We start from the raw sequence: 24,851 nt of genomic DNA on the forward strand, positions 1-24,851 counted from the left end.
TCATCAGCAACTTTGGCAGGCTAGTCTGTGCGATTCAATGACGACTACGACCGAACCGCATACGTCGATCGAAGCTGCGCCCACAGCCCGCACCTTGCGGCGCAGAGTGCTGTCCCGGATGAGCATTCAATCCAAACTACTGGTGATGCTGCTGCTGACCAGCATTCTGTCAGCAGCCGTCGTCGGTGCGATCGGCTACCAATCCGGCCGGTCCTCACTGCGGGCTTCGGTTTTCGACCGGCTGACCGAGATCAGGGGTTCGCAGTCGCGCGAACTCGAGGCCAAGTTCAGCGACCTCGAAGAATCACTGATCATCTATACCCGCGGCGTGACGGCCAACGAAGCCATTACCGCGTTCACCGCCGGATTCGACGAATTGAACGCCACGACAGTCGATCCGGGACAGTGGCAGTCGGTGGTGGACTACTACGCCAACAATTTCGGCAAAGCCGAGCAACAACAGACGGGTAACACTCTCGACGTCGGCGCGCTGCTGCCGACGTCGAACGCTCAGAAGTATCTGCAGGCGCACTACACCGCTCCTTTCGACGACTGGGACAAGGCGATCAGGTTCGACGATGCCCGCGACGGCAGCGCGTGGTCCGCGGCCAACGCGCGGTTCAACGACTTCTTTCGGGAGATCGTGCTGCGCTTCCAGTTCGAGGACGCACTGCTGCTCGACGCGCGCGGCAACGTCGTCTACAGCGCATACAAGGGCGTCGACCTCGGCACGAACATCCTCAACGGCCCCTACCGCGAGGGCCAGTTGCGTGAGGCGTATCAGAAGGCGATGGCCTCCAATGCGGTCGATTACGTCGGGGTGACCGACTTCGGGGACTACCAACCGGCGGACGAACCCACCGCGTGGTTGCTTTCCCCCGTCGGTCCGCAGGGCCGGGTGCAGGGTGTGCTCGCGCTGCAGTTCCCGATCTCGAGGATCAACAATCTGATGACCGTCGATCAGCAGTGGGAAGCCGCGGGCATGGGCAGGACCGGCGAGACGTTCCTCGTCGGGCCGGACGACCTGATGCGTTCGGACTCGCGGCTGTTTCTCGAAGATCCCGAAGCGTACAAACGTGACGTCGTCGATGCGGGAACACCTCCGGACGTGGCGCAGCAGGCGATCCGGCAGGGCGGCACCACCCTGGTGCAACCGGTGGCCACCGAAGCGACCCGGCAGGCTCAGCGGGGCGAGCGCGGGACCATCGTCGAAAGCGACTACCTGGGCCACGAGACGCTGCAGGCGTACGCACCGGTGAACCTCCGGGGGTTGGACTGGTCGATCGTCGCGAAGATCGACACGTCGGAGGCGTTCGCTCCGGTCGCCAATTTCACCCGCACCCTGGTGTTGTCGACGGTGGTCATCATCTTCGTCGTCTGTCTCGCCGCGATGTTGTTGGCGCGGTTGTTCGTCCGGCCGATCCGACGGCTGGAGGCCGGCGCCCAACAGATCAGCGCCGGTGACTATCACGTCACGCTGCCGGTGCAGTCTCGCGACGAGTTCGGTGATTTGACCGTCGCCTTCAACGACATGAGCCGCAACCTCGCCATAAAGGAGGATCTACTTGCCGAGCAGCGCAGGGAGAACGACCGGCTGATGCTGTCGCTGATGCCCGAACCGGTGGTGCAGCGCTACCGGGAGGGCGAGGAGACGATCGCCCAGGATCATCGGGATGTCACCGTCATCTTCGCCGACATCGTCGGTCTCGACGAATTGGGCACCGATCTCGATTCCGATCAGCTGCTCTCCATCGTCAACAAGCTGACGCGCCAATTCGACGCTGCGGCGGAAAATCTCGGCGTCGAGCAGGTGCGCACACTGCACAACGGTTATCTGGCCAGCTGTGGTCTGAGCGTCCCCCGGCTCGACAACGTCCGGCGCACCGTGGATTTCGCGATCGAAATGCAACGTGTCATCGACCGGTTCAGCAGCGAGACGGGGCACCGGCTATACCTGCGGGCAGGTATCGACACCGGCACGGTGACCAGTGGCCTGGTGGGCCGGTCCACGCTGGCCTACGACATGTGGGGATCGGCGGTCAACCTGGCGTATCAGGTGCAGAGCGGCTCGCCCCAGCCAGGCGTCTATGTCACCTCAACCGTGTACGACGTCATGCGCGACAGCCGCGAGTTCACCGCCGCAGGCAACATCACGGTGGACGGTGAGGAGCAACCCGTCTGGCGGTTGTCGGAGCGGCAGCCGTGAGCAGCGTCGTCGACGCGCCGTGGTTCTACTGGGCCATCGCCGTGGCCGTCGGGTTCCCCGTCGGCCTGGTTCTCCTCACCGAACTGCACAACGCGCTGCTTCGTCGCAACAGTGCGCTGGCACGTCCGGTGCACCTGGTGCGCAACTACATCCTGCCGCTGGGCGCACTGCTTCTTCTGCTGGTGCAGGCCATTCAGATCTCGGGCGAGGCGACGCCGGTCCGCATCGTCGCGACGGTATTCGGCTTCGTCGTCCTGGTGCTGCTGCTGTCCGGCCTGAGCGCAACGATGTTCCAAACCGCTCCCGATGGCAGCTGGCGCAGACGAATTCCATCGATCTTCCTCGACGTCGCGCGGTTCGCACTGATTGCCGTCGGTGTCGGCATCATGCTCGCCTACATCTGGGGAGCGAACGTCGGCGGATTGTTCACCGCGTTGGGTGTGACGTCCATCGTCTTGGGTCTGACGCTGCAGAACTCCGTCGGCCAGATCATCTCCGGTCTGCTGGTGCTCTTCGAGCAGCCGTTCCAGCTCGGCGACTGGATCGAGACGCCTTCTGCACGCGGCCGTGTAGTCGAAGTCAACTGGCGCGCCACGCATATCGACACGGGCGGCGGGCTGTTGATCATGCCCAACTCGGTGCTGGCCGCCGCCTCGTTCACCAATTACAGCCGACCGCCGGGGACCCACTCGCTGGGCGTCACGACGACGTTCGCCGTCGACGACCCACCCGACGACGTCATCGCGATGCTCAACCGGGCCGCCGCGATGCTGCCTCAGCTGCGCCCGGGTGCCACCCCGTCCAGCGTGCACGCCGGCGGTCTGCAGTACAGCACGGCGGTTCCGTTGCGTACCCCCGCCGACGATTTCGCCGCGAAATCGATGTTCCTGCGCTGGGTCTGGTACGCATCGCGACGCGCGGGCCTGCATCTCGACGAAGCTGACGACGAATTCGAGACACCGGAACGGCTGCGCGCTTCGCTGCGGATCGTCGCGCCCACGCTGCGGCTGAGCCAGGACGACCAGCAGGCGCTCCTGCCCCGTGTCCGGCTCACCAGGTACGGCGCCGACGAGTACCTCCAGTACAGCGGGCAGGTTCCGAAGCGAATGATGTTCATCGTCAACGGCAAGGTCAGGTTGGCGGCCACCGACAATGCGGGCGGCCTGATTCCGGTGCGTACGCTGGAGAAGGGCGAGTTTCTCGGGCAGACCACCCTGACGCTCGAGGCCGTCACAGCGGCGGCATACGCACTCGAGGAGGTGACCGTGCTGCAATTAGATCGCGAGGTCATCGAGGATCTGGTGGCGCGAAAACCCCTGCTATTGCAGGAGTTCGGACGGGCCATTGACGAGCGACGAGCCAGCCTGCGCCGAGCGCTGGCGGCTGCGGGCGAGTAGTCGGCGCTGGCGATGAAGCGACGTTTCCCCCGCCCCCGCGAACTGGCACCACTGATCGGCTTCCGGCGCCCGCAGCTGAACGCGACCCAACGAAGGCTGGCGTCCGCGCTGACGATCGAGGACCTCCGCCGCCTCGCCGAGCGCCGCACGCCGAAGGCCGCGTTCGACTACACCGACGGAGCCGCCGAGGATGAGCTGTCCTTAGCGCGAGCGCGACAAGCTTTCCGCGACATCGAGTTTCACCCCACGATCCTGCGCGATGTCGAAAAGGTCGACACCGGCGTCACGATCCTCGGGGACCGGTCAGAACTCCCCTTCGGCATTGCCCCGACGGGCTTCACCCGGTTGATGCACACCGAAGGCGAGGTCGCCGGTGCCCGTGCCGCGGCGCGAGCGGGCATCCCATTCTCGCTGTCCACGCTGGGCACCACCACGATCGAGGGGGTCAAGCGCGCGAATCCGCATGGCCGCAACTGGTTTCAGCTGTACATGTGGAAGGACCGCGATCGGTCGATGGCCTTGGTGGAGCGTGCCGTCGCGGCGAACTTCGACACTCTGTTGGTGACCGTCGACGTCCCGGTCGCGGGCGCCCGCCTGCGCGACACCCGCAACGGGATGTCGATACCGCCCGCGCTGACTCTGAGCACAGTGCTCGACACGGTGCGTTATCCCCGCTGGTGGTTTGACCTGTTCACCACCGAACCGCTGAGTTTCGCCGAGCTGGACCGGTGGTCGGGCACGGTCGCGGAGTACCTGGACAGCACCTTCGACCCGACCGTCACGTTCGCCGACCTCGCGTGGATCAAGACACAGTGGCCGAACAAGTTGGTGGTCAAGGGAATTCAGACGCTTGAAGACGCCAGGGCGGTGGTCGATCTCGGCGTCGACGGCATCCTGCTGTCCAATCACGGCGGGCGTCAACTCGACCGCGCTCCGGTGCCGTTTCACCTGTTGCCCATGGTGGCGAGAGAACTCGGGCGCGACACCGAGGTTTTGCTGGACACCGGGATCATGTCGGGCGCCGACGTCGTCGCCGCCCTGGCGTTGGGCGCACGCTTCACATTGGTGGGCCGCGCTTACCTCTACGGGTTGATGGCAGGCGGCGAGGCGGGCGTCGATCGTGCGATCGAGGTCCTGTCGGGCCAGGTCAGCCGCACGATGCGGCTGCTGGGGGTGACCTCTGTCGACGAGCTGACGCCGAGCCACGTCACCCAGCTACATCGCCTGACACGCGGCGGGGCAGGCACCGGCAGCTAGTCACATCCGCCACACAGTTCACACAGGTCACAGGCCAAATCGCAGGTTCCTGAGGCCGCGCCGAGTCGGAATCGTTAGCCAAACGCGACGTCGCCGCGCCGTGTTGCGCGGCGGCCCGTGCCGTCTGGGCGTGTTTCATAACGCAGGAAGAGCAACGGCAATGCTTGGTGGCATGTGATGAAAGGTGGGTTGGTTGCCGTTATGAAGTTCATTGAGAGGTACCGGGATACCGGGACAAAATTGTTGCGCCGGTTGGCGGTTGGCGTCGTGACGGCGGCGACCCTGCCCGGGCTGATCGGCTTCGTCGGGGGGTCGGCGACTGCTGGTGCGTTCTCCCGGCCGGGTCTGCCCGTGGAATATCTGGATGTGTTCTCGGCCGCGATGAATCGCAACATCAAGATTCAGTTCCAGGGTGGTGGACCGCATGCGGTGTATCTGCTCGACGGCCTGCGCGCCCAGGACGACTTCAACGGCTGGGACATCAACACCCCGGCGTTCGAGTGGTACCACGGCTCAGGCATGTCGGTCGTGATGCCGGTCGGTGGTCAGTCCAGCTTCTATACCGACTGGTATCAGCCGTCACGGGGTAACGGCCAGGACTACACCTACAAGTGGGAAACCTTCCTGACGCAGGAACTTCCCACGTGGCTGGAAGCCAACAAGGGTGTGTCGCAGAACGGCAACGCGGTGGTCGGCATCTCGATGGCCGGCAGCACGGCGCTGACGTACTCGATTTACTACCCGCAGAAGTTCATCTACGCCGCGTCGCTATCGGGCTTCTTGAACCCGTCGGAGGGCTGGTGGCCGATGCTGATCGGGCTGGCGATGAACGATGCGGGCGGCTACAACGCCGAGAGCATGTGGGGCCCGTCGACTGACCCGGCGTGGAAGCGCAACGACCCGATGGTCAACATGGCCCAGCTGGTGGCCAACAACACCCGCATCTGGATCTACTGCGGTTCCGGAACTCCGTCCGATCTGGACACCAGCGGCGGTGGGGGCAACCTGATGGCCGCGCAGTTCCTCGAAGGTTTGACGTTGCGCACCAACGTCAGCTTCCGGGACAACTATGTAGCCGCGGGCGGCGCCAACGGTGTGTTCAACCTCCCGCCGCAGGGCACGCACAGCTGGGGCTACTGGGGTCAGCAGCTGCAGCAGATGTTGCCCGACGTCCAGCGGACGCTGGGGGCGCAAGCCAGTGCCTGAACTGGCCTAGTTCCACCCACTACAGGGAGCCTGCCGTCACCCCCGAACGGCAGGCTCCCTGCCTTTTCCCTGCAAACGTCACAGTGGCAAATGGGGAACAAACCGGACGCCGCCAAGGTTGAGCGCATCAGACTCAAACTTTGGAGGATTGATGGCTGAAGCCAAGTCAGTGCCGGTGCTGTTTCTGAGCGACCCGATCGTCCTGCCCGCCATGGTGGTGCCGATCGAGCTTGACGACGCCGCGCGCGCCGCGGTGGACGCCGCGCGGGCCAGCGAGTCCGGTGAGCTGCTGATCGCCCCGCGGCTCGGGGACCGTTACCCGTCGTACGGCGTGCTGGCCTCGATCGTGCAGGTGGGCCGCATCGCCGGGGGAAACGGAACCGCGGCGGTGGTGCGCGGCCAGAACCGTGCCCACATCGGCGCCGGCGCCAACGGGCCGGGTGCCGCGCTGTGGGTCGAGGTGACCGAGGTGGAGGAAGGCGAACCGACGGAGGAGACCAACGCTCTGGCAGCCGACTACAAGAAGCTGCTGCTCGCCGTGCTGCAGCGCCGCGAGGCGTGGCAGATCGTCGACTTCGTCAACCAGCAGACCGACCCGTCGGCGCTGGCCGATCTGGCCGGGTACGCCTCGCACCTGACCCAGGTGCAGAAGCGTCAGCTTCTGGAGACTCCTGATGTTGCGGAGCGGTTGCGCGCACTGATCGAGTGGACCACCGACCATCTCGCGGAGGTGGAGGTCAACGACAAGATCGCCGAGGACGTTCGCGAAGGCATGGAGAAGACGCAGAAGGAATTTCTGCTGCGCCAGCAACTGGCGGCGATCCGCAAGGAGCTCGGCGAGTTTCGGCCGGAGGGCGAGGAAGATCCCGAGGACTACCGGGCCCGCGTCGAAGCCGCCGACCTGCCGGACAAGGTGCGTGAATCCGCACTGCGCGAGGTGGGCAAGCTCGAGCGCGCGAGCGACCAGAGCCCCGAGAGCGGCTGGATCCGCACCTGGCTCGACACCGTCCTGGACCTCCCGTGGAATGTGCGCACCGAGGACTCGACCGATCTCGAGGCGGCGCGGGCGGTCCTCGACGCCGATCATCACGGGCTCGACGACGTCAAGGAGCGCATCGTCGAGTACCTGGCGGTGCGGGCGCGGCGCGCACAGCGCGGCCTGCAGGTCGTCGGCGGACGCGGGTCCGGAGCCGTCATGGTGCTGGCAGGTCCGCCCGGTGTCGGCAAGACGTCGCTGGGTGAGAGCGTGGCGCGGGCGTTGGGGCGCAAGTTCGTTCGCGTCGCACTCGGCGGCGTGCGTGACGAGGCCGAGATCCGCGGTCACCGCCGCACGTACGTCGGCGCGTTGCCGGGCCGCATCGTGCGGGCCATCGGCGAAGCGCAGTCGATGAACCCCGTCGTGCTGCTCGACGAGATCGACAAGGTCGGCTCGGATTTCCGGGGCGACCCCAGCGCAGCGCTGCTCGAGGTGCTGGACCCGGCGCAGAACCACACGTTCCGCGACCACTACCTCGACCTGGACCTCGACCTCTCCGACGTGGTGTTCCTGGCGACGGCCAACGTCATCGAGAACATCCCATCGGCGCTGCTGGACCGCATGGAACTGGTGCAGATCGACGGCTACACCTCTGACGACAAGGTCGCCATCGCCCGCGATTTCCTGCTGCCGCGACAGCGTGAGCGCGCGGCGCTGACCGAGGACGAGGTCGTCGTCACCGAGGACGCGCTGCGCAAAATCGCGGCGGATTACACGCGCGAGCCCGGGGTGCGCAACTTCGAGCGGCTGCTGGCCAAGGCGATGCGCAAGGCCACCACGAAGCTGGCTGCACGCACGCGAGGAGCAGACGACGATGGAGATGGCGGAGATGGCGCAACGCTGGTGATCGACGAGCCGGATCTGGTTGGCTACCTGGGCCGTCCAAGGTTCCTGCCGGAGTCGGCTGAACGCACGGCGGTGCCGGGGGTGGCGACAGGTCTCGCGGTCACCGGACTCGGTGGCGATGTGCTCTACATCGAGGCGGGCGCCACCGACGGCGAAGCGGGCCTGCAGCTGACGGGTCAGCTGGGCGACGTCATGAAGGAATCCGCGCAGATCGCGCTGTCCTACGTGCGCTCCCACGCCCAGCAGTTGGGTGTCGATCCGCAGGCGCTCAACCGTCGCATCCACGTGCACGTGCCTGCGGGCGCCGTCCCCAAGGACGGGCCGTCGGCCGGCGTGACGATGGTGACGGCGCTGGTGTCGATGGCCACCGGCCGCCAGGTTCGCTCGGACGTCGGCATGACCGGCGAGGTGACGCTGAACGGACGGGTGCTGCCGATCGGCGGGGTCAAGCAGAAGCTGCTGGCCGCGCAACGGGCCGGGCTGTCAACGGTGTTCATCCCGCAGCGCAACGAGGCGGACCTGGATGACGTCCCGGCCGAGGTGCTCGACGCTCTGGAGGTCAAACCGATGACCGACGTCGCGGACATCGTCGCGCAGGCTCTGGAGCCTGCGGAGTCCGTGACCGCGGCGGCCTAGCCGACACCGGCAACCGCCGCCGGTTGTGACGCCATGGCGACGAATCACACCACATCGCGCCATGGCGTCACGTAAGCGAAGTAACCGTCGCTCAACGCATGGGGTGAATGTCTGTGCGCGGCGTTAGCCTTCGACCATGGCCTACGACCAGGACCTTGCCGATCGCGTCCGTGAGCTGATCGCCGCCGAACGCGGCGTCGAGGAGAAGACCATGTTCGGTGGGTTGGCATTCCTGATCAACGGCAACATGTCGGTCGCCGTCAGCGGCAAGGGCGGGTTGATGGTCAGGGTGCCGCCCGAGGAGACGCCCACCTTGTTGACCCGCGAGCATGTCACGCCGATGGTGATGGCCGGCCGCGAGACGCGCGGGTGGTTGCGGGTGTCGGCCGAGGGGGTCAAGGCCAAACGCCAGCTCCAATCGTGGGTGGGCCGCGGCGTCGACTACGCCAAGCGTTTGCCTCCGAAATAGCAGGGGTACGCCCACCGGAGTGGACACGGCGGCGCGCAAGAAGGTGGATGACCTGCTCGAACAGGCGGGCGTCAGCTACGCCGAGGAAGCCGGTATCCGGCTTGCGGATACGCCGAAGCCGCTGTTTCAGTTGTTGACCTTCTGCATGCTGGCGAGCAAGCCGATCGATGCCTCGATCGCGGTGGCCGCCGCGCGAGAGTTGTTCTCCGCGGGCATGCGCACACCGGATGCGGTGCGCAACGCGGCTCGCACCGACATGATCCGCGCATTCGGCCGGGCGCATTACGTCCGGTACGACGAGAGCTCGGCGACCCGGCTCGTCGACATCGCGCAAGCCGTCAGCGACTCCTACGACGGGGACCTTCGCAAACTCGCCGAGTCCAGCGGACACGACATCACTGCCGCGACGCGTCTGCTCAAACAGTTCACGGGGATCGGCGACACCGGAGCCGCGATCTTCTTGCGAGAGGTGCAGGACACCTGGACGTGGGTGCGGCCGTACTTCGACACCCGGGCGATGACGGGCGCGCGCGCGATGGGGCTGCCCGCCGACGTCGAAGCGCTGTCCGAACTCGCGCCGCGACGCAACGCCAACCTGGCGGCAGCTTTGGTGCGGGTGTCGCTCGACGACGGCCTGCGCGAGAAGCTGTCGTCGGCGCAATGATCCGCATCGGCACCTCCGGCTGGTCCTACGACCACTGGGACGGCGTGCTGTATCCGCCGAAGACGCCGGTGGCCAAACGGCTGGCTCGCTACGTCGAGAACTACGACACCGTCGAGCTGAACGCCAGCTTCTACCGCTGGCCCAAGGATGCGACGTTCGCCGGCTGGCGCGAACGTCTGCCCGAGGGCTTCACCATGACCGTGAAGGCGCACCGTGGTCTGACGCACTACCGGCGGTTGCGGTCACCGGAACCGTGGATCGAGCGGTTCGAGCGCTGCTGGACCGCACTGGGCGACCGGCGTGAGGCGCTGCTGGTACAGCTGCATCCGGCGATCGAGCGCGACGACGCGCTGCTGGAGCACTTCTTGACATGCATGCCCGACTGGATTCCGGTGGCGATGGAGCTGCGGCACCCATCGTGGGACGACCCGGCCGTCTACACGCTGCTGGAACGGAACAACGCCGCATACGTCGTGATGAGCGGCGCGGGTCTGCGCTGCGTGCCGAAGGCGACGAGCTCGCTGGTCTACGTTCGGCTGCACGGGCCGCCGCAGGACTCGTTGTACGCAGGTTCCTATCCCGACGACGAACTCAAGCAGTGGGCTGACCGGATCGCCGGATGGGACCGGGAGGGCCACCGGGTGCTGGTGTATTTCAACAACGACCTCGGCGGGCACGCGATCCGCAATTCGCGCCGGCTCAAGGAGCTGTTGGCTTAGGTCATTCGCCCACCCCCGCTGACGTCGGCGATGTGCGTTCCGGCACGCTAGGGAACGAAATGCGTGCCATCTGTCTGATCGCGGCTCTCGCGCTCGCTCTTGTCGGCTGCTCGGGTGAGCGGATCGTCAACACCGACGAGCCGCGACCCACACTCTCCCCCACCCCGACGACACCCCTGCCGCCTCCCCCGCCCCCCAGGCACCTCGTCAACGCGTTCAACTACGTCGCCTATCCCGCAGGGCAGGCGGTCTACTACTTCACCACCCCGAGCGGGCGATGGTCCTGCGCGATCGTCCCGCGCGTCAAGGCCGGCTGCCAGTCAGCGGACTTCCCGTCGGCCATGGGCATCACCGGCGAACCCGATTTCGTGCTCGACCCCCTCGGCCAGGAGGCGACGCCGAACGCGGTGATCGTCGAGCGCGACGCCGACCCACGCTTCGTCGCGATGGAGCAACCCGAGTTCTCGCTCGATACCGCCAACGTGCTGGACTTCAACAAGATCCTCGCCGCGGCCGGCTTCCGGTGCAATGTGCAGGAGTCCGGAGTTTCGTGCATGAGCGAAGCCACCGGCAAGGGATTCGCTTTCTCCGCAGAGGGATTCCTGCCTCAGTACACCGAAGTCCCCGCCGGGGCGCCATAGGGCCCACATCGGAAGGCGGCGGAGATGTAACTCGAAGCGGGACCTACACCAGCGTCGCAGTCCCGTCGTCGTTGACCTGCACCTTGGCGCCCGCGATGTCCTCGCGCACCGTGGTTTCGGCCTCGGTGGCGTCGGTGATCACCGCAAGCACACGGGCGTCCTCCTGTGTGCGCACCGCGAGGAACGCCTTCTCCGGTTCGCCCGTCCGACTGACGGGCGTCGTCCACGCCTCGACCGTGCCGACCCCTGTCCACTCGGTGATGGCCGTTCTCGTCGGCTCACGGTCGACATCCTGTTGTGCGTCTTCCCAACGGAATTCGTGCGCGGGCGGCTCGGTGCCGTACACCCCGAAACTGTGCTTGGTGAGGTATCCCCCATTGGCCGTGATGAAGCCGCGCTTACCCGGGTTGGCAGCCAGTTGCTCGGCCATGGTCGCAATGGAGTGGGTGACGTAGTTGTTCCACGGCCCGCCGGCGAATGTCAGCCCGCCGGTGACGGTCAGCGGCCGCTGCGGGTCACCCAGGGGCAGGCCCAGTTCGTTGGCGGCCACCTGCACCGCCGACGGGAAGCACGAGTACACGTCGATCAAATCCATGTCGTCGACGCTCGTCTCGGCCAACTCCAGTGCCCGCCTACCGGCAATCCTGATCGCCGGCGACTGGTGGAACTCCGCGCGTTCTCCGATGGTGTAGGTGTCGTGCGAATCCGACCCCGCATACGGGAAGACCCAACGCTCCGAGGGGATCTGGAGGTAAGTTGCTCGATCGACCGACATGAGCACCAGGGCGGCCCCCTGATCGACCATGTTGTTGGAGTTCATCAGCTTGGTGTACGGCCAGCTGACCATCCGGTTGCTCGGTCCCGGTTGCCAGATCTCTTCGGCCGACACCGGTTCCCGGTTCCAGGCATGCGGATTCGTCGCAGCGATCGCACTGAATTGTGACCACAGTTCGCCGATGTGGCGGCGGTGCTCGTCGGGGGTTCTCCCGGCCGCTATCCGCAGCGCCTGCTCGAACATCGGGTACACGTAGGCCGGCCGGTCCAGATGGATGCGGAGGTCTTCCGGCCCGGCCAACACCATCACCTCGTCCGAACCCTCCGCCAGTGGCACGGATTCGTCCTGGCTGGTCCACTGTGCCCTCTTGCCTGCGGCGCGCAATTTGGTTCGGGAGCGCCATGTTTCGGCCCCGGCGATCAGGACGACGCCGGCACGACCCGCCTGAATATCGAGGCAGGCCTGGTTGACCAATGACTGCGGGACGTTGCCGCCGATGCCCGTGTACCGGGTGGTGGCGTCCTGGGCGCCGACGCTTTGCGCAAGCAGTCGCCCGGGGTCGCGATAGCGCCACGAGAGGAGGTTCACCACACGAACCGAGTCGACGGCCTCGAGCACGCGCGGGTCGGCGGCGGCACGAGCCGCGGCGACCATCAGATCGACGGGCTCCGTCTGCGGATTCTCGTCGCGCTGGTTGAACTGGCCGTAGCCGACCAGCACGGGCATTCTGGGGTCCATCACTGCCTTCCTTGACTGAACAACACACCCTCGGCGATCAACCGGTCGACGTCCTCGGTGGTCATGGCGAGCACCTTCTGGCAGATTTCCCGGGTGTGTTCGCCCGGCATCGGCGCAGGCCGGAACTCCGCGGGCGGGATGCGGGTGTACGGCGCCGGGCCGGTTTCGCTGGGCATCGGAGCCTCGAACAGGGGGTGCGCCATATCGCGGTACAGATTGCGGTGTCGCACCGCAGGATCGGTCAGCACGTCAACGGCGCGATACATGGGTGCGGCAGCGATTCCCGCTTCCTGCAACGCCTCTGCCACCGCCACCTTGTCCCGCGTGCCTGTCCACCGCCCGACGTCGATACCGCCGGTGAGCTCGGCCAGCGCGGCCGCCTCGTCATCGGAGCGCACCGACACCACGCACCACTCGTCTTCACCATCGCACGGGTACACGGTGTGGGTAGCGGCGTCGTCGGTCAGCGGCAGGCCTGTGGTGCGGGCGGCGTCGCACACGTACGACGTCGCCAGTTGGTTGACCGCGACTTCGGCCTGGGAGACATGCACGTGTGCGCCCGTTCCAACCCGGTCGCGGTGAATCAGGGCCGCCAGGGCGCCGATCGCGGTGAGCCGCGCCGAGACATGATCAGGGAAGACCGTCGTCGCATCGTAGAAACCGCCGTCGCCGGAGGTCCACAGCGACGTGACGCCCGTCGTCGCGCGCACCAGCGGCCCGTATCCCATCCGGCCACTCCACGGCCCGCCGGCCCCGAACGCACTGCTCTCCGCCAGCACGATCCGCGGATTGAGCGAGTGCAGCCGCTCGTACGAAAAGCCCAGCGAATCAAGCGTTCCCGGCTTGAAGTTGGCGAACACGGCGTCGGCGCCGGCCACCAGTGTGGCGAATAGCGCGGCACCCTCCGGATGACGCAGGTCCAGCCCGAGGCTGTACTCGTTTCTGTGCGTCAACGCCCACGATCTGCTCATCGTCAGGCCGGGCGGCGTCTGGCGGAGCCCGTCGGGATAGGCGGCACTTTCGATCTTGATGACCTCGGCGCCCAGATCGGCGAACAGCCTGCCCAGCTCACCCCCGGCCACGATGACGCCGAGGTCGAGTATGCGCAGGCCCTCGAACGGCCGCCGCACGGTGGCTGTGGCTGCGGCTTCGGCGTGCAAAGACGAACTGCGCCAGGCAGGTTCGTCCATGCCACGCGCCGGCGGTGGCACGAAACCGAGGTGCTCACCGTCGACGACGAACGGCCCGGCCGGAACGGTCAGCGAGGCCCCGGGGGCGATCTCGGCTTCGGTCAAGGCACCGACCGCGCGGAAATGGTCCGATGTCAGCGTCTCCGCAGGCGTGAGGACGGCCGCGATGGGAACGCCGCGCTGCTGTCCTTCGGTCACCAGCGCGTCCATCGACTGGGAGGCGAACAGTGCCGCGATCGCGGCGTTGAGTTCGCGTGAGGACGCGTAGCGCGCGGCGATCGTGTTGAACTTCGGATCGGCGAACTGCGCGGGTTCGCCGAGCCAGCCGTACATCCCACGCCATTGGCGCGGCGACAGCAGGCAGATGCGTACATGCCCGTCCAAGCACTCGAAGATCGGGTAGATCTGCTGATTGCGCGGTCGTCCTCGCGACAGTTCGGTCGCCGCTTTCACACCGACCGCGGCCTGGCCCTCTGAACCGTACGGCGGGTCGAGGCATTGCAAGACTCCCTCGAGCCGAGAGAAGTCGATGTATTCGCCTGTGCCACAACGTGACTTGTGATAGTACGCTGCCAACGCGGCCCAGGCCGCCTGCACCGCGGCGGTCGAGGACGCCACACCGTCGGGCGGCAGAACCGGCGTTCCCGACGTCGGTCCGGTGCGAGACAGCGCCGTCGACAGTGCGTACAGCACCGGGTCGGTGGCCTGCCACGACGCGTACGGGCCGTCCGTTCCGAAGTCGGTGACCGACAACAGCACCAGGTGGTCGAAACGCTCGGCGAGCGCCGCGCACGACGACCCGAACGCGGCAAGGGTTCCGTCGAGCCCACTGTCGATGACGATGTCCGCGGTGCGCGCCAGATCCAACAGGCGCTCGTGATGCGCGGCGTCGCGCGGATCGAGCACCGTGCAGCGCTTGTTCGCGTTCTGCATGGTGAACGCGATGCTGCGATCGGCCACGGCCGGACGCGCACGACGGGCGCTGCTGCCCTCGGGCGGCTCGATTTTCAGCACGTCGGCGCCGAAGTCGGCGAACAACCGGCCCACACCGTCGGATCGCGCCCCGCCCATGTCCAGGACCCGCAGCGACGCGAGTAGTCCGTCGCTCACCGCACCAGCAACCGTTCCGCCCACTCGAGGTGGGAGTCGGTATCGTTGGCCACATACATGAGGTCGACGAACGCGTCGCCGAACCCGTTGTCGGACAACGTCGCCACGGCTCGAGCCACCGCATCCACAGAGGTGCCTTCTGCGACGTTGATCCGCACGTGGGTGTGAATGTCCGAGGGGTCTCGACCTGCTGCCCGCGCGGCGTCGTCGATGAACCTCCGCTGCCAGTCGAGCATGTCCACGTTCACCGCGTCGGGGACCTGCACCGCGGCCAACCAGCCGTCGGCGCGCTCACCGACCCGTTTCAGACCTGCGGGGGTGAACGCACCGAGGTACACCGGCGGACGCGGGCGCTGGACGGCCTTGAGCCCCACCCACGACTCGGGAATCGACCAGCGCCGGCCTTCGTGCCGAACCGGATCCTCGGTCCACAGCGCGTCGAGCGCGTCCAACAGTTCGTCGAGTTGTGCTCCGCGGCCGCGAAACGGCGCGCCGGCGGCCTGGAACTCCTCGGGTGACCACCCGATGCCGAAGCCGGGGACCAGTCGACCTCCGCTGACCACGTCGATGCTCGTCAACTGCCGAGCCAGTTGGACGGGCGGATACCAGGGGGCGACGAACACGCTGCTGCCGAGCATTGCGGTCCTCGTCGACGCCGCGGCCACCGCCAACGCGACGAACGGGTCCAGACATGTCCGGAACCGCTCGGGGATCGTGTCCTTGCCGTTGTAGCCGACCGAGGGAGTCACCGCCGCCAGCAGGCGGTCTCCCACCCACAGGCTGTCCGCGCCGAGTTGTTCGGCGCTCGACGCGAAGCGCGCGAGGTCGGCGCACGCGGACTCACCGAACTGCGGCAGCGCGAATCCCAGCACGCACGTCAGGCTAGTGAATAGGTTTCGCCGATTCGGGTACGGGGACGGCACCCAGATGTTCACCCATCACGACGATGATGAGGTAGATGACCGCCCAGGCGCTCTCCCCAACCCTGTCCGACGACGAACTGGCGCTGATCGACGCCTACTGGCGCGCCGCCAACTATCTGTCCGTCGGCCAGATCTACCTGTTGGACAACCCACTTCTGCGCGAACCTCTGGCGCCCGAGCACGTCAAGCCGCGACTGCTGGGCCACTGGGGCACCACCCCCGGCCTGAACCTCGTCTACGCACATCTCAACCGCGTCATCCGCCAGCGCGACCTCAATCTCATCTACATCACCGGCCCCGGCCACGGCGGACCGGGCCTGGTGGCCAACGCCTATCTGGAGGGGACCTACGCCGAGGTTTACTCGGCGATCTCCGAGGATGTCGATGGACTGCGGAAGCTGTTCCGGCAGTTCTCGTTCCCTGGCGGCATTCCCAGCCACGTGGCCGCTGAGACTCCGGGCTCGATCCACGAGGGCGGCGAGCTGGGCTACGCGCTGGTGCACGCGTTCGGCGCCGCTTTCGACAATCCCGATCTCGTGGTGGCGTGTGTGGTCGGCGACGGCGAAGCCGAAACCGGGCCGCTCGCCGCGAGCTGGCATTCCAACAAGTTCCTCAACCCGGTGACCGACGGCGCGGTGATGCCGATCTTGCACCTCAACGGCTACAAGATCGCCAACCCGACCGTGTTGTCGCGCATCCCGCAGGACGAACTCGAGTCGTTGTTCTACGGATACGGTTACCGGCCCATCACCGTGGCGGGTGACGACCCGGCGAATGTGCACCAGCAACTGGCCATCGCGTTCGACGAGGCATTCGACCAGATCGGCGCGATCCAGCGGGCGGCCCCGCTCGACGGCGAGGACGGCAGGCCGCTGTGGCCGATGATCATCCTGCGCACGCCGAAGGGGTGGACCGGTCCGGAGAAGGTGGACGGCAAGAAGGTCGAGGGCACCTGGCGCGCGCATCAGGTGCCGCTGTCGGAGACCCGCTCCAACCCCGAGCACATGGCCCAACTCGAAGAGTGGATGCGCAGTTACCGCCCCGAGGAGTTGTTCGACGACGACGGTGCCCTGCGCCCCGAACTGCGTGCCCTCGCCCCCACCGGCGCACGCCGGATGAGTGCCAACCCGCATGCCAACGGCGGACTGCTGCTGCGGGACCTGGATCTGCCCGATTTCGCCGACTACGCCGTTGCGGTGGACGAACCCGCCGGCGACACCGCCGAAGCCACCAAGGTGCTCGGCACCTTCCTGCGCGACGTGATCGCCCGCAACCCGGACCGGTTCCGGCTGATGGGCCCCGATGAGACGGCGTCGAACCGACTGTCGCCGGTGCTAGAAGTGACAGACAAGGCCTGGCTGGCCGAGACGAGCGAGGACGACGAGAACCTCGGACCCGAGGGCCGGGTGATGGAAGTGCTCTCCGAGCACCTGTGTCAGGGCTGGCTTGAGGGCTACCTGCTGACGGGCCGGCACGGCCTGTTCAACTGCTACGAGGCCTTCGTGCACATCGTCGACTCGATGCTCAATCAACACGCCAAGTGGCTGTCCAGCAGTTCGCAGCTGCCCTGGCGACGCCCCATCGCGTCACTCAATTACCTTCTGACAAGCCATGTCTGGCGTCAGGATCACAACGGCGCGTCGCATCAGGACCCGGGGTTCATCGACCACGTCGCCAACAAGCGCCCCGAGGTGGTCCGGGTGTATTTGCCGCCTGATGCCAACACTCTGCTGTCGGTGGCCGACCATTGCCTGCGCAGCAAGCACTACATCAACGTCATCGTCGCGGGCAAGCAACCGGCACTGAACTACCTGTCGATGGATGAGGCGATCGCCCACTGCGCCCGCGGCGTCGGCATCTGGGAGTGGGCGGGCAGCACCGGCGGAGGGCAGGAGCGAAGCGACCCGGGAAGTGGCTTGGGCGAGCCCGACGTCGTATTGGCGTGCGCAGGCGACATCCCCACCCTGGAGACGGTCGCCGCCGCAGACATCCTGCGCAAGAGACTGCCCGACCTCAAGGTCCGGGTGGTCAACGTCGTCGACATCATGCGGCTGCAACCCGATTCGGAACACCCACACGGACTGTCGAACCGCGAGTTCAATTCGCTGTTCACCGAGGACAAGCCGATCATCTTCGCCTACCACGGCTATCCCTGGTTGATCCACCGGCTGACATACCGCCACGCCAACCACAATCAGTTGCACGTGCGCGGCTTCAAGGAGCGCGGCACCACTACGACGCCGTTCGACATGGTCATGCTCAACGACCTGGATCGGTTCCACCTGGTGATGGACGTGATCGACCGGGTCGAGGGGCTGGGCGCGAGGGCGGCGGGCCTTCGGCAGGAAATGGCCGACGCCAGGCTGGCGGCACGCCGCTACACCCGCGAGCACGGCGAAGACGATCCGGCCATCTCCGGCTGGACCTGGGAGCCGGGTGACGGTTCGGCAGACTGAGTCACCCGGCGATCGCCCGTAGAATTGCGGCGATGACCGCCCACGCCGCCGCACCAGCTCACGCGGTGGGCCCGTCCGCCCGGCAACGATTCCACATCTACCTCGACATCGGCGTAGTCGTCGCGGTGCTCGTGGTGACGAATTTGATCGCGCACTTCACCACCCCGTGGGCCAGCATCGCGACTGTGCCCGCGGCAGCCGTCGGCCTGATCGTGCTCGTGCGTTCGCGCGGCCTGGACTGGACCGAGCTCGGGCTGGGCCGCGAGCACTGGCGGTCCGGCGCGGGGTACGCGGCTGCCGCGGTGGGCCTGGTGCTCACCGTGATCGCGATCGGTGCGCTGCTGCCGTGGACCCGGCCGATGTTCATGAACAACAACTACGCGACGATCTCCGGCGCGCTGATCGCCTCGATGGTGGTGATCCCGTTGCAGACGGTGATCCCGGAGGAGGTCGCATTCCGCGGCGTGCTGCACGGTGCGCTGAACCGGGCCTGGGGGTTCCGCGGTGTGGCCGCCGCCGGGTCACTGCTGTTCGGGCTGTGGCACATCGCCACGTCGTTCGGTCTGACCAGTGAGAACGTCGGTTTCACCCGAATCTTCGGCACGGGGGTCTTGGGCACCGTCGCGGGTGTGGTGCTCGCCGTCGTCGCCACCGGGATCGCCGGCTTCGTCTTCACGTGGCTGCGCAGACGCAGCGGCAGCCTGATTGCGCCGATCGCGCTGCACTGGTCGCTGAACGGGCTGGGCGCGCTGGCCGCGGCGCTGGTGTGGCAGCTGTCGTTGTGAGGGTCACCGCGACGGCTGGCGGCGACGGGCCCGGAAGTCGCGGTTCTTGAGCCGGTTGCCGCAGACCGCCATGTTGCACCACGCGCCGCCGCGGTTGCGCGACTGGTCGTAGAAAACCCATCGGCAGTCGTCGTTTGCGCACGCCTTGAGCCGCTGCCAGTTCCCGTCGCGCTGCGCGTCCCTGACGATCAGGAGCAGGCCGGCCAGGCGCGCGCGCAGGGAATCCCCGGTCGCCCGCCACGTGACGTCGCCTCGATCGCCGATGACGGCTTGGGCCGAACCGCTCGCCGCGACTTCGCGCAACACCGCGAGCTCGCCCGCGCCCGGTGCTGGTCCCCCTGAGTTGTGAACCAACAGCGCCCGCAGTGCCTCGCGGACCTTGCACACGAAGTCCAGCTCGGCGGCGTCCAGTGCGGAGTCCGCCGTCAGAAGCTCGTTGGCCACCAACCACGGCGCGGCGTCCTCGGCCCGCGCAAGACGGTCCTGCCCTATCTCGATGTCGATGGTGTTGACCAGGTTCTGCACCCTGTCCAGCGGGGCAGGAGCCGGCTTCTCCTCGTTGTCGCCGGTCCACTGTCCGGGTGCCCTCGTCATGAAATCCACCGTACGCGCGATGTGACCGGCTAATCAACTTGACCAGTCATGCATGACCGCTGTAACGTTTTCAGTAGTCACGAGGTCAACGGAGCTAGTCAAGAGGTGAGGGACATGTCGAAGAATCAAATGCCGTCGGGCGACCTTCTGCGCGGTCACGACGAGGCACTGAAAGGGAATGCGCCCGGGCCGGGTATCGGCGCGCGTCTACTCGCACGCATGCGCGCAGGCCATTTCGACGAACTGCTTGCGGTCGGCGCATCCGGGCCCTCGGGCAGTGCTCTGGCCGCTCACGAAGCGCGGCTGACGTCGGTGCGGGAACGCGAGGCGATCGCACGCTCCCTGCGTGGCGCGGTGCGCGACTCACGCGCTCACGTCAGTCCGCTGTCGTCGCGAGTTCCGCTGCATCTGGGCAACATCAGCGCCGCCGAGGACCTCATCGACGCGGTCACCCTGCGGCTGCACTCACCGCGGCCGGTCGATGCTCGCGGCATGGCGCGGTTGCGCAGGCTGCTGTCCGACGGGTGCGGTCCGCTGTACCGGTTCGGACGCGGCGACCTGCGAGGCCGCCTCGGCGCCGCCCTCGCCGCCCTCTGACGGGTCACACCTCCAGCACGGCGGCGCCGGCGATGCGGCCGTCGGCGAGGTCGGCCAGGGCGTCGTCCGCGCGGTCGAGCGGATAGCGCGGACTGGTCACCTCGAGGTGATGGTGTTCGGCGAAGGCGAGGAACTCGCGGGCGTCGGAGCGGGTGTTCGACGTCACCGATCTGATCTGGCGCTCCTGGAAGAGGTGTCGTTGATAGTTCAGCGTCGGAATGTCGCTGAGGTGGATGCCTGCGACGGCCAGCACCCCGCCGCGGTCCAGAGCTTCGAGCGCCGGGGGTACCAATTCGCCGACGGGTGCGAAGAGAATCGCGGCGTCCAATTGCGTCGGCGGCCGCTCCGTGGCGCCCTGCGCCGATGCCGCGCCCAGTGCGAGTGCCAGCGCCTGCGCCTTCTCACCGCGCGTCATGACATGCACCTCGGCGCCCTGGGCCAGAGCCACCTGAGCTGTGAGATGCGCGCTGCCGCCGAATCCATAGATGCCCAACCGCCCGCCGGCGGGCAGGTCGGCCCGGAGCAGGGCGCGATAGCCGATGATGCCCGCGCACAGCAGCGGCGCCAGTTCGGCATCGCTGTAGCCCGTCGGCAGATGGTGGGCGTAAGCAGCTGGGGCAGTGACGAATTCGGCGTATCCCCCGTCCTCATCCCAGCCGGTGTACCGGGACGCGGGACACAGGTTCTCCGCACCGCGCAGGCAGAACCTGCACTGACCGCAGGTATGCCGAAGCCACGCGATGCCGACGCGTTCACCGACGGTGAATTCGCTGCCCGCGGCCGGCCCGACGCGGACGACCTCCCCGACCACCTCGTGACCGGGAATCACCTCGGGCCGGTGCATCGGCAGATCGCCCTCGGTGACGTGAAGGTCGGTGCGGCAAACACCACATGCGCGCACCGCGACGAGAAGTTCGCCTGGTGCGGGTGCAGGCACGTCGGTCTCGACGCGCAGCAATGGTCGGGTGGACATCGGTCCCGGCCGACGCACCCGCCACGCGCTCATCGTCGGTGTGCTCATCACCTCATCGTGGCGCGAGGTCTTCTCGTGCGCCACGCCGACAACGGCGGCAAGAGGTGGGGGTAACGATTCGGCGGCCTCTTCAGAGAAATGAGTGCCGGGCGAATGTAGGGAAAATCCCGATTCCTACCGGGTCACGGCGACATAACCTGGAGATAACGCGGCCTACGCGGGACGAGACGCCGGTACGGGGAACCGGCCTGACTCAGGAGAGTGACGAAAATGAAATCGCTTGTCGCACTGGCGGTCGGCGCCTTGGTCGCCGGTGGTATCGCATTTGCGGCGCCGGCGAGCGCGGGATGCCAGGCGGGTTGGACGCCGTGGGGCGGTGGCGAGATCTGCGACGGACCGGTCGGCTCCGACGGCAACTTCGAGCGCTGCCAGACCACGGGTGTGCTCGGCTTCGGCGGAACCCAGTGCTTCATCGCCAACGTCGGCAATGCGCAACCGCCGCGGGTCGGCCCCTAGCGTCCGAGCGCTCGGGGTCCGGGGCTGCCGCCGGCGTCAGGGCGGCGGCAGCATTCCCGGTGCGGCCTCCGGTGCCACGGGAACGGCCACGCCGACCCCTGGCCGAGGCGCAGGCGCGTTCGGATCCGGCGGCGGTGCGTTCGGATCCGGCGCCGGAGCGGGCGCATTCGGGTCCGCGGCCGGCGGAGGCGGCGGCGCGTTGAAGGGCCGGATCGAGTTGGCCAGGGTCACGGCCTCGTCCTTGGGCACCGGATTGTTGGCCGTGCCGAGCCATACGACGAACCACCGCTCCGGCGCGCGCTGTCCGCGCGGGGTGCCGGGCTCGGTCGGCGTGCCTACGACGCCAGCCCAGATCTGCCCGGTCGGCTTGTTGGCGTCGGTGAACTTCACCTCGTAGTACGAGGCGACCCCGGGCATGCCCGCCGCGTCGAGCTGGGCGGATTCCTGGTTGAGTCGCGTGCCGGGGAACGGCATGAAGAACTCACCCATGTCGGACGCCAGTCGCTGCGCAGCCTTGGTGTTGTCGGTTTCCGCGCCTGCGAACAACTTCAGGTCGAGCCGTCCGAGCAGAACGCTCGTGTCGTTCGGGGGCTGGGCGCCTTCGGGCGCGTCCTTGGTCAACAACGCCTGGCCGTAAGACAGCTGGGTGGAATCCGAGAGCTTCCAGCCAGCGGGTACGACGAAGCTGAGGCCGCCGGCGGGAACCTCGACGCGACCCGCCTCGGGCGCCGGTGGTGGCGCAGCGTTGGGGTCGGCCGGGACCGCGTTGGGATCGGCAGGCGGTGGCGGGGGTACGGGTGCGCCTGGTGCAGGCGCAGGCGCAGGAGCTCCCGGTGCAGGCGGCGCACCCGGTGGCGGCGGCGGACCCTGCAGGAAGGTATTGCCGCTCGGCGCAGGGGGCGGCGGAGGCGGCGCCGGTTCGGGTTGCGCCTGCGCCGCGATCGGCAGGGTGAGTGCCACTGCGGTGGCACCGGTCAGCGCCGCTATGGTCCGCTTCTTCGAGCGGCCCGTGCGGTGTGAAGAAATCGCGTCCGGTCGATCCATGTGGAAGAAACTACCGTGTTACCGCCGTGACGCAAGTGTGAGTTGCTCTTAATGAGTTCTTCTGTCAGGTTGCTGGTGCTTGGTAGTTGCCTGGACAAGCATAATTTAGTTGATTGCTGACATGACGGCACCCCCACGCGTCGCGCGGGCGTTGTGCGGGCGTTTGAGCGCGCCGGATTCTCAGCGAATTCATACGGTTGATCGAGACGGTGCGCCGCGATGTTACTGGCCCGGGTGGAAGCTCACTTCCTGCGCCTTCACCGTGAAGTAGACCCGCTCCCCCGGCGTCACGCGCATCTCGGCGGCGGAGTCGGCAGTGATGTCGGCGGCGAGGCCGGGCGCCCCGTCGGGTTGCTCGTCGGCACGTACGCGGATCGTCGTGCCCCTGCTGTCGAGTTCGGCGACGGTCACCTCGACGGTATTGCGCGGACTGCCGTGCGGCTTGTCCCGGTAGACCGCCACGGCGGCAGGCGCGAAAAGTGCCACAGCCGAGTCACCCGAACTGAGGTCGGCGTCCGGATTGCCGTGCCACACCTGGCCCCATTCGGTGGTCAGCACTCCGTCGGGGCCGGCGATGCCGCCAACCAGGTTCACCCCCGCGAAGCGCGCCCCGAATCTGCTGCGAGGCCTTGCGAGAACTTCTGCTGCCGAACCGGTTTCGGCTACTTTCCCGGATTCCAGGACGACCACCCGGTCCGCAAGCGTCAGCACGTCCAGCACATCGTGGGTGATCAGCACGGCGGAGCGGCCGTCGCGGGCCAGTACGCGGCGAAGCACCTTGCGCACCGTCGTCGCGGCGGAGACGTCGAGCCCGGCCAGGGGCTCGTCGAGCAGCAGCACGTCAGGTTCGGCGGCCAGCGCGCGGGCCAGTGCGACGCGCTGAGCCTGGCCACCGGACAGCTGCCGCGGCATGCGGTCGGCCAGGTCCTCGGCGTCCACCTCGGCCAGCCAGTGCGCGGGCCTGCTGCTGCGCGGCGCGAATGCGACGTTGCGCGCCACCGTGAGATGGGGGAACAACAGCGGGTCTTGCAGCATCAACCCGACCCTGCGGTCATGCGTCGCGACGTGGACGCCCTTCGAGGTGTCGGTCAACACGCGCTCGCCAACCCGCACAACACCGCGGTCGGGCCGCACCGTACCGGCGACAACGTGCAGGGCGGTCGACTTGCCCGCCCCGTTCGGGCCCAGCACGGCCAGGACTTCGCCCGCGGCGACGTCGAATTCGATGTCGACACCGCGGTGGTCCACCGCGGCGCGCACGCTGATGGCGCTCACAGCCCGCCGCTACCAGGCACTCGAACCCCGCAGGCGCCGGGTGCCGAGCCCGACGACCACCACTGCGGCCACCGCGACCAGCAGCAGCGATAGGGCGACCGCCGCGTCGGCGTCACTCTCCCGCTGCAGGTAGATCTCCAGCGGCAACGTGCGGGTGACGCCTTCGCGGGAGCCCGCGAATGTGAGTGTGGCGCCGAACTCGCCCAGCGAGCGGGCAAACGCCAGCACCGCGCCGGAGACCAACCCCGGCGCCAGGAGCGGCAGCGTCACCCGCCACCACACCGTGCTCGGCCGGGCACCGAGCGTCGCGGCGACGATCTCGTAGTCGGCGCCCGCGGTCCGTGCGGCCCCCTCGATCGCGATGACCAGGAACGGCAGCGACACGAACGTCTGGGCGAGCACCACCGCGGTCGTGGTGAACGCGATCTGTACACCTGCCGCGTCGAGGTAGCCCCCGATCAGGCCGAGCCGGCCGAACGCGTAGAGCAACGCGATGCCGCCGACCACCGGAGGCAGGACCAGCGGCAGCAGAATGAGCGGCCGGCCCCACCGCACCACTCGACTGTCGTTGCGCGCCAGCACCAGCGCCAGCGGCACGCCCACCACCAGACACAGTGCGGTGCTCGCGGCGGCGGTCTTGAGGCTCAGTTCCAACGCGGTCAGTGACGACTCGCTGGTGATGAGAGAGACGAATCGTCTCCAGTCGACCTTGGCCGCCACCGCGGCGAGCGGCACGACGACGAAAAGCGCTCCGGCAGCGGCCGGAACGTAGATCCAGCGGGGCAAGCCGGCGGTCAC

General features: G+C 67.4%; 21 protein-coding genes. 13 read left to right on the plus strand and 8 right to left on the minus strand.

Annotation, left to right across the window (positions count from 1 at the left end; all coding sequences use genetic code 11):
• Positions 1-37: 37 nt before the first annotated feature.
• The 9 genes from N4S67_RS26405 to N4S67_RS26445 all read left to right on the plus strand — a co-directional run bounded on the left by N4S67_RS26405 (position 38) and on the right by N4S67_RS26445 (position 11,077).
• On the plus strand, positions 38-2,206 hold the full coding sequence (locus N4S67_RS26405) for an adenylate/guanylate cyclase domain-containing protein (RefSeq protein WP_260996006.1): 2,169 nt from the start codon (positions 38-40) through the stop codon (positions 2,204-2,206).
• Positions 2,203-3,603 carry a mechanosensitive ion channel domain-containing protein gene (locus N4S67_RS26410; protein ID WP_260996007.1) on the plus strand — a complete coding sequence of 467 codons (1,401 nt, stop codon included), beginning with the start codon at positions 2,203-2,205 and terminating at the stop codon, positions 3,601-3,603. The genes N4S67_RS26405 and N4S67_RS26410 overlap by 4 nt, the downstream gene beginning before the upstream one ends.
• Positions 3,604-3,609: 6 nt before the next feature.
• Entirely contained in the window at positions 3,610-4,860 is a 1,251-nt protein-coding gene (locus tag N4S67_RS26415; protein WP_260996184.1) for an alpha-hydroxy acid oxidase, read from the plus strand.
• 201 nt (positions 4,861-5,061) lie between these two features.
• Positions 5,062-6,066, plus strand: coding sequence for an esterase family protein (locus tag N4S67_RS26420; RefSeq protein WP_260996008.1), 1,005 nt, complete (start codon positions 5,062-5,064; stop codon positions 6,064-6,066).
• 151 nt (positions 6,067-6,217) lie between these two features.
• Positions 6,218-8,584, plus strand: coding sequence for an endopeptidase La (gene lon / locus N4S67_RS26425; protein ID WP_260996009.1), 2,367 nt, complete (start codon positions 6,218-6,220; stop codon positions 8,582-8,584).
• A 136-nt stretch (positions 8,585-8,720) separates the two neighbouring features.
• Positions 8,721-9,053, plus strand: coding sequence for a TfoX/Sxy family protein (locus N4S67_RS26430; protein WP_260996010.1), 333 nt, complete (start codon positions 8,721-8,723; stop codon positions 9,051-9,053).
• Positions 9,054-9,072: 19 nt separating this feature from the next.
• Positions 9,073-9,717: an endonuclease gene (locus tag N4S67_RS26435; RefSeq protein ID WP_260996011.1), complete on the plus strand. Its 645-nt coding sequence runs from the start codon at positions 9,073-9,075 to the stop codon at positions 9,715-9,717.
• Positions 9,714-10,436: a DUF72 domain-containing protein gene (locus N4S67_RS26440; RefSeq protein ID WP_260996012.1), complete on the plus strand. Its 723-nt coding sequence runs from the start codon at positions 9,714-9,716 to the stop codon at positions 10,434-10,436. The genes N4S67_RS26435 and N4S67_RS26440 overlap by 4 nt, the downstream gene beginning before the upstream one ends.
• A 59-nt stretch (positions 10,437-10,495) precedes the next feature.
• On the plus strand, positions 10,496-11,077 hold the full coding sequence (locus N4S67_RS26445; RefSeq protein ID WP_260996013.1) for a hypothetical protein: 582 nt from the start codon (positions 10,496-10,498) through the stop codon (positions 11,075-11,077).
• Positions 11,078-11,120: 43 nt separating this feature from the next.
• Here the strand turns inward: N4S67_RS26445 and N4S67_RS26450 are convergent, their stop codons facing one another.
• Genes N4S67_RS26450 through N4S67_RS26460 form a run of 3 tightly spaced genes read right to left on the minus strand, consistent with a single transcriptional unit; the run spans position 11,121 to position 15,762 of the window.
• Positions 11,121-12,590, minus strand: a complete 1,470-nt coding sequence (locus N4S67_RS26450) for an acetyl-CoA acetyltransferase (RefSeq protein ID WP_260996014.1) — start codon at positions 12,588-12,590, stop codon at positions 11,121-11,123.
• Positions 12,590-14,890 (minus strand): CaiB/BaiF CoA-transferase family protein, encoded by a 2,301-nt coding sequence (locus N4S67_RS26455; protein WP_260996015.1) that lies wholly within the window; start codon positions 14,888-14,890, stop codon positions 12,590-12,592. The genes N4S67_RS26450 and N4S67_RS26455 overlap by 1 nt, the downstream gene beginning before the upstream one ends.
• On the minus strand, positions 14,887-15,762 hold the full coding sequence (locus N4S67_RS26460; RefSeq protein WP_260996016.1) for a TIGR03619 family F420-dependent LLM class oxidoreductase: 876 nt from the start codon (positions 15,760-15,762) through the stop codon (positions 14,887-14,889). The genes N4S67_RS26455 and N4S67_RS26460 overlap by 4 nt, the downstream gene beginning before the upstream one ends.
• An 86-nt stretch (positions 15,763-15,848) precedes the next feature.
• Here N4S67_RS26460 and N4S67_RS26465 point away from each other — a divergent pair, with 86 nt between their 5' ends.
• Both N4S67_RS26465 and N4S67_RS26470 read left to right on the plus strand, forming a co-directional pair.
• Positions 15,849-18,269: a phosphoketolase family protein gene (locus tag N4S67_RS26465; RefSeq protein ID WP_260996017.1), complete on the plus strand. Its 2,421-nt coding sequence runs from the start codon at positions 15,849-15,851 to the stop codon at positions 18,267-18,269.
• Positions 18,270-18,301: 32 nt separating this feature from the next.
• Positions 18,302-19,054: a CPBP family intramembrane glutamic endopeptidase gene (locus tag N4S67_RS26470; protein ID WP_260996018.1), complete on the plus strand. Its 753-nt coding sequence runs from the start codon at positions 18,302-18,304 to the stop codon at positions 19,052-19,054.
• Between the two features lie 3 nt (positions 19,055-19,057).
• Here N4S67_RS26470 and N4S67_RS26475 read toward each other — a convergent pair whose 3' ends face one another.
• A complete protein-coding gene (locus N4S67_RS26475) occupies positions 19,058-19,648 on the minus strand; it encodes a CGNR zinc finger domain-containing protein (protein ID WP_260996019.1) in 591 nt (196 codons plus the stop codon).
• A 114-nt stretch (positions 19,649-19,762) separates the two neighbouring features.
• On the opposite strand from N4S67_RS26475, the gene N4S67_RS26480 reads away from it, so the two are divergent.
• On the plus strand, positions 19,763-20,245 hold the full coding sequence (locus N4S67_RS26480; protein WP_260996020.1) for a hypothetical protein: 483 nt from the start codon (positions 19,763-19,765) through the stop codon (positions 20,243-20,245).
• Positions 20,246-20,249: 4 nt separating this feature from the next.
• On the opposite strand, the gene N4S67_RS26485 is transcribed toward N4S67_RS26480, so the two are convergent.
• Positions 20,250-21,266, minus strand: a complete 1,017-nt coding sequence (locus N4S67_RS26485; protein WP_260996021.1) for a zinc-binding alcohol dehydrogenase family protein — start codon at positions 21,264-21,266, stop codon at positions 20,250-20,252.
• 222 nt (positions 21,267-21,488) lie between these two features.
• Here N4S67_RS26485 and N4S67_RS26490 point away from each other — a divergent pair, with 222 nt between their 5' ends.
• Positions 21,489-21,734: a CDGP domain-containing protein gene (locus tag N4S67_RS26490; RefSeq protein ID WP_260996022.1), complete on the plus strand. Its 246-nt coding sequence runs from the start codon at positions 21,489-21,491 to the stop codon at positions 21,732-21,734.
• Positions 21,735-21,770: 36 nt separating this feature from the next.
• Here the strand turns inward: N4S67_RS26490 and N4S67_RS26495 are convergent, their stop codons facing one another.
• From N4S67_RS26495 to N4S67_RS26505, 3 genes are all read right to left on the minus strand, one after another.
• Positions 21,771-22,778 carry an alanine and proline-rich secreted protein Apa gene (locus N4S67_RS26495; RefSeq protein ID WP_260996023.1) on the minus strand — a complete coding sequence of 336 codons (1,008 nt, stop codon included), beginning with the start codon at positions 22,776-22,778 and terminating at the stop codon, positions 21,771-21,773.
• A gap of 222 nt (positions 22,779-23,000) precedes the next feature.
• A complete protein-coding gene (locus N4S67_RS26500; protein ID WP_260996024.1) occupies positions 23,001-24,053 on the minus strand; it encodes a sulfate/molybdate ABC transporter ATP-binding protein in 1,053 nt (350 codons plus the stop codon).
• Positions 24,054-24,062: 9 nt separating this feature from the next.
• Entirely contained in the window at positions 24,063-24,851 is a 789-nt protein-coding gene (locus N4S67_RS26505) for an ABC transporter permease (RefSeq protein ID WP_260996025.1), read from the minus strand.

Source organism: Mycobacterium deserti (genome assembly GCF_025345615.1).
Taxonomy (GTDB): Bacteria; Actinomycetota; Actinomycetes; order Mycobacteriales; family Mycobacteriaceae; genus Mycobacterium; species Mycobacterium deserti.

What these genes read in the sequence shown, in the direction of transcription:
- N4S67_RS26405 (WP_260996006.1), top strand. Translation starts at nt 38, where the DNA reads ATGACGACTACGACCGAACCGCATACGTCGATCGAAGCTGCGCCCACA.
- N4S67_RS26420 (WP_260996008.1), top strand. Translation starts at nt 5,062, where the DNA reads ATGAAGTTCATTGAGAGGTACCGGGATACCGGGACAAAATTGTTGCGC.
- lon (WP_260996009.1), top strand. Translation starts at nt 6,218, where the DNA reads ATGGCTGAAGCCAAGTCAGTGCCGGTGCTGTTTCTGAGCGACCCGATC.
- N4S67_RS26430 (WP_260996010.1), top strand. Translation starts at nt 8,721, where the DNA reads ATGGCCTACGACCAGGACCTTGCCGATCGCGTCCGTGAGCTGATCGCC.
- N4S67_RS26440 (WP_260996012.1), top strand. Translation starts at nt 9,714, where the DNA reads ATGATCCGCATCGGCACCTCCGGCTGGTCCTACGACCACTGGGACGGC.
- N4S67_RS26445 (WP_260996013.1), top strand. Translation starts at nt 10,496, where the DNA reads ATGCGTGCCATCTGTCTGATCGCGGCTCTCGCGCTCGCTCTTGTCGGC.
- N4S67_RS26450 (WP_260996014.1), bottom strand. Translation starts at nt 12,590, where the DNA reads ATGGACCCCAGAATGCCCGTGCTGGTCGGCTACGGCCAGTTCAACCAG.
- N4S67_RS26465 (WP_260996017.1), top strand. Translation starts at nt 15,849, where the DNA reads ATGACCGCCCAGGCGCTCTCCCCAACCCTGTCCGACGACGAACTGGCG.
- N4S67_RS26470 (WP_260996018.1), top strand. Translation starts at nt 18,302, where the DNA reads ATGACCGCCCACGCCGCCGCACCAGCTCACGCGGTGGGCCCGTCCGCC.
- N4S67_RS26475 (WP_260996019.1), bottom strand. Translation starts at nt 19,648, where the DNA reads ATGACGAGGGCACCCGGACAGTGGACCGGCGACAACGAGGAGAAGCCG.
- N4S67_RS26480 (WP_260996020.1), top strand. Translation starts at nt 19,763, where the DNA reads ATGTCGAAGAATCAAATGCCGTCGGGCGACCTTCTGCGCGGTCACGAC.
- N4S67_RS26485 (WP_260996021.1), bottom strand. Translation starts at nt 21,266, where the DNA reads ATGAGCACACCGACGATGAGCGCGTGGCGGGTGCGTCGGCCGGGACCG.
- N4S67_RS26490 (WP_260996022.1), top strand. Translation starts at nt 21,489, where the DNA reads ATGAAATCGCTTGTCGCACTGGCGGTCGGCGCCTTGGTCGCCGGTGGT.
- N4S67_RS26495 (WP_260996023.1), bottom strand. Translation starts at nt 22,778, where the DNA reads ATGGATCGACCGGACGCGATTTCTTCACACCGCACGGGCCGCTCGAAG.